Annotated in this window: 6 protein-coding genes; all 6 read right to left on the bottom strand. The window is 48.5% G+C overall.

What is annotated here, in order from left to right:
- Positions 1 to 391: 391 nt before the first annotated feature.
- Entirely contained in the window at positions 392 to 616 is a 225-nt protein-coding gene (locus M0P74_18075) for a DUF2283 domain-containing protein (protein ID MCK9365494.1), read from the bottom strand.
- A 131-nt stretch (positions 617 to 747) separates the two neighbouring features.
- Positions 748 to 999, bottom strand: coding sequence for a Txe/YoeB family addiction module toxin (locus M0P74_18080; GenBank protein MCK9365495.1), 252 nt, complete (start codon positions 997 to 999; stop codon positions 748 to 750).
- Entirely contained in the window at positions 996 to 1,229 is a 234-nt protein-coding gene (locus tag M0P74_18085; GenBank protein ID MCK9365496.1) for a hypothetical protein, read from the bottom strand. The genes M0P74_18080 and M0P74_18085 overlap by 4 nt, the downstream gene beginning before the upstream one ends.
- A gap of 75 nt (positions 1,230 to 1,304) precedes the next feature.
- Positions 1,305 to 1,715: an apolipoprotein A1/A4/E family protein gene (locus M0P74_18090; GenBank protein ID MCK9365497.1), complete on the bottom strand. Its 411-nt coding sequence runs from the start codon at positions 1,713 to 1,715 to the stop codon at positions 1,305 to 1,307.
- 78 nt (positions 1,716 to 1,793) lie between these two features.
- Positions 1,794 to 3,146 carry a putative DNA binding domain-containing protein gene (locus M0P74_18095; protein MCK9365498.1) on the bottom strand — a complete coding sequence of 451 codons (1,353 nt, stop codon included), beginning with the start codon at positions 3,144 to 3,146 and terminating at the stop codon, positions 1,794 to 1,796.
- Positions 3,147 to 3,217: 71 nt separating this feature from the next.
- Positions 3,218 to 3,763, bottom strand: a complete 546-nt coding sequence (locus tag M0P74_18100; protein ID MCK9365499.1) for a hypothetical protein — start codon at positions 3,761 to 3,763, stop codon at positions 3,218 to 3,220.
- Positions 3,764 to 3,892: the final 129 nt, after the last annotated feature.

Below are 3,892 nucleotides of genomic sequence, written 5' to 3' on the forward strand. Positions count from 1 at the left end.
ATTTCCCTTATTTCTGAGGTATGCGCGATAACTGACGTTCCTGGATCGACAATCCTTCCCTGCAAGACTTCCTGAACCGCAGAGAAATTAGGGAAGAAATTAGGGACTGAGCCCTATTTTCCCTGCGAGAGCTTTGAAAATCTATACCCTTTTGTCATTCCCGCGAAGGCGGGAAAGCGAAGCTTAATGTTCATAATCTATAAGTTCCCGAAAAGACCATATTCCCGTTTTCACGGGAATGACAATTAACAACATTTCGGGAGAAATTCAAAGCTCTCCCTGCGGATAAATGGGGACATCTTTGTAAATCGCTTCGCAATTTCCTAAAATGTCCCCATTTATTGGGGGTCAGGTCTTTAAATTTAGCGTTTTACGGAGGGGAGAGGCAGTTCTATATCGCCGCCGTCAGTTCTTCCTTGCGCCCGAAGGCTGGCGAGACGCTGATCTCATCAATCATAGACAACTTTGCGGCATCGAGGATTTCAATTTCGAGTGGGAGCCCATTGTCGTCAAGATGGAGAATGACGCCTTCTTTCAGATCAATCGAATCTGCCGGCTTTCCTGCCCGCAAACTGATTAGAAGTATATCAGATTCCTTGGAATATTTTATCCGCATGCTTTTCGCCTCCTTCAAAGTAACGCTCAGATCTTGGAAAATAAACGGTTACCAAAACAGGTAAAGTTGCATCGCAAGTCTTGGGGGTCAGGTCTTTAAATTTAGCGTTTTTGCGGGGGGATATCGAAACATTAATAATGAAACCGGCACGAGATGATAATCACTTCGCCGTCACGGTATTGATAGACCAGCCGATGCTCATCGTTGATCCTCCGCGACCAGAACCCGGACAACTGGCCTTTCAACGGCTCCGGTTTGCCGATGCCGTGAAAAGGATCGCGCAGGATGTCTTTGATCAGCATATTGATGCGCTCAACGATTTTCTTCTCGCCGCCTTGCCAGTAGAGATAATGATCCCAAGCCTCTTTTGTGAAGATGATCATATCCCGAGATCATTGGGGGATTTTGAAATAATGTCGTGGCGTTTCAGTTGATCGAGCGATCTGAGGATGGACTCGCGATTCGCCGGCGTTGAAAGCAGGTATTCCGTTTCGTCTCTGTCATCCAGAACGTTGATTTCAATCAATTTATCGTTCTTAAAGAGACCTTTCAGCTTTTCAATCAATCCGGCATCCAGTTCATCCAACTTCATGGTAAAATTTGCTCTTATCATGTTAACACCTTCTTTTTGCCTTTTTTGGGGGTCAGGTCTTTAAATTTAGCGTTTTTGCGGGGGGGGTGACCGCAATTATTCCTTTACCCGGTACACCGGGGAATGGGCCTCCGTGTCCCGGCGGTGGGCGGTAAGGTCGGCGGCAACAGTGTCGATTTTTCGGCCTAGTTCATACCGGACGTCGTCAATTTTCTTGTCGAGTTTGTCATGCACGTCGTCAATTTTCTTGTCGAGTTTGTCATGAAAGTCGTCAATTTTCTTGTCGAGTTTGTCATGCACGTCGTCAATTTTCTTGTCGAGTTTGTCATGCACGTCGTCAATTTTCTTGTTCAGCGCCCCTACCTTGAAGTCAACTAAATTAATCTTTTCACATAGTTCTTCTCTGGTATCCCTGATTTCCTTATGAAGAGCATCATGGCCTTCCAATACCAACTCAAATTTTCCCCGAATGTCTTCCAGCAGAATCTCCAGATGGTCTTTTTCCATGCTTCACCTCGCAGGTTTTGGGGGTCAGGTCTTTAAAATTAGCGTTTTGCGGGGGAACATGCTGACCCCATTTTTTTATCACTTCACTCTCCAATAACCGTCGCGGTCGCTCCCGATTCGTTCCACCCGGTTTTCAGATTTGAGCGCGGCCAGATGGTCCTTGATGGTATTTTGACTTTTCCCCAACAATTGCGCCATCTCGCTGCGAGTAAGGTTTGGATTTTCCCGGATGATATCAATTATTTTATCCTTCGTGGATGTTTTCTGGGTGGTTTTCTGGGTGGTTTTCTGGGTGGTTTTCTGGGTGGTTTTGAAAAAGGTTACCAGAAACCCATCCTGGATCTCCTCAAAAGACGGATCCTTTAGCCCGTATGATCTTATAGATTCCAATACCCGTTTGATGCCGGAACCGTATTTCTCAATGATGCCGGCTTCTTTAAAAAGCGTGGCGATCTGTTTGTTGCGGATGGCGGAGACGTAGTTGCCGCGCACCAACTGCTCTATCGACAACCCGGCCATCAGGCGACCGGGATTGAAGAATTCTATCCGGTCGTCAAATATTCTGATCATGGAATCGCTTGAACTCATGTAGTCGCGGTGGACAATCATGTTGACCACGATTTCGCGAAGCGCAGGGAGGGGATAGTCCCAGCGTTCTTCCCGCTGTTTGTCTCCGGTAATAATGTAAGATCGATTCAGATGTTTTCGAATAAACGAGAGCGCCGCATCCACTTCACCAAACAGGTCAGATCGGATGGTTAGGCTGTCCTGAATGAGGGTGTCGCTATCAAAACGTCCAATCTCTATCGTGGATAAAAGGACATCCTCCGTTGCAAAAAGCAGATAGCAGCCATTCGTAATCGATGTTTCCTTGATTAACTCGAATTTTTTCAGCACCGTGAGAGGATCGTCCAGAATGGGATTGGGGCGAATCCGATTTGATATTTCTATGAATTTGCTTACTTTCGCTAAAGAGATGTCCGCCAGTCCATGGCGGGTGTCGGAATAGAAATCCCAGCTTGTCTGATAGCTTCGCAAATGAAGATCGGATATCTCGTGAATGGGAATCTGATGGTTTGCATTCCTGATTCTTTTCAGATATTTCCCTCGGCAGCTCACTGGCTTGATCGGAAACTCGTCGACCGTAAAGATCACGACGTCTTTATGGTCAATGGCAGCGGTCGCAACATCCGGGATAAGAGTTGGAAACGTGTTGGTTTTTATCTGATTGAGCCATTGCGGGATCGTCTCGTTGCCAAGCTGGACACCGACAATCTTTCCGGAATCTGCAACACCGACAAAAACATACCCGCCCTTTGTATTGGCGAAAGCGGCAATCGTTTCAATCGCCGCTTGGTCGAGGGTGGATTTGAACTCGACCGTTTCGGATTCGCCTTTTTTTATGAGATTCAGGATTGTTTCTTCGTTCATTTTCTATTTTTTGACGGCGTCTTTAATGCAAGTTTGGGGGTCAGGTCTTTAAATTTAGCGTTTTTCCTTCCTCATGCCAGGGCGGAAGCCGGGTTGAGGAAGCTTTCGATCGCGGTTTGAAGGTTGATGAGCGCGGCGCGGTAGGCCTCCTTCTCGTCATCCGTCCAGGCGGAGTTGTCTATATCGCTGATTTTAGCGGCGGTTTTCACGAGCGCATCGAGGGCCTGGGCTTGGTTGTTCGGGTCCCTCTTCTGCCTGCCTGCGGGGGTCTTGTCGCGCTTGTCCTTGTAGGTGTCCCAAGCCGTGAGCATTCCGCGCTCCTGCTTCTTGCGGGCGATCTCGATGAGGACGTTCTTCCCGATCTTATGATCGCCCCGGCATTCGTCGCGAATCGCCACGGGCAGGCGATTGATCAGCATGATATCGGAAACCGTCGTGCGGGCCTTGCCGATGACGCCGCTCAGTTGCTCGTCGCTGTACTGCTGTTCGTCCTTGAGGCGCTGCAGGGCTTCGGCCTCTTCGACGGAGGTGAGGTCCTGGCGGAGCAGGTTTTCGACCAGCGCGATTTCGGAGGGGTTCCCCTCAACAAAAATGGCCGGCAGGGTAGTCAAGCCCACCTGCAAGTCCGGGGGTCAGGTCTTTAAATTTAGCGTTTTTGCGGGGGGTGGGTCAAATCAGGCGCGTGCCGGTTTGGAGAATTAGGGACAGAGCCCTAATTTCCGATGACCATTTTCATATTTCATTGA

Source organism: Syntrophales bacterium, assembly GCA_023229765.1.
GTDB lineage: Bacteria > Desulfobacterota > Syntrophia > Syntrophales > UBA5619 > DYTH01.

What these genes read in the sequence shown, in the direction of transcription:
- M0P74_18075 (MCK9365494.1), bottom strand. Translation starts at nt 616, where the DNA reads ATGCGGATAAAATATTCCAAGGAATCTGATATACTTCTAATCAGTTTG.
- M0P74_18080 (MCK9365495.1), bottom strand. Translation starts at nt 999, where the DNA reads ATGATCATCTTCACAAAAGAGGCTTGGGATCATTATCTCTACTGGCAA.
- M0P74_18090 (MCK9365497.1), bottom strand. Translation starts at nt 1,715, where the DNA reads ATGGAAAAAGACCATCTGGAGATTCTGCTGGAAGACATTCGGGGAAAA.
- M0P74_18085 (MCK9365496.1), bottom strand. Translation starts at nt 1,229, where the DNA reads ATGATAAGAGCAAATTTTACCATGAAGTTGGATGAACTGGATGCCGGA.
- M0P74_18095 (MCK9365498.1), bottom strand. Translation starts at nt 3,146, where the DNA reads ATGAACGAAGAAACAATCCTGAATCTCATAAAAAAAGGCGAATCCGAA.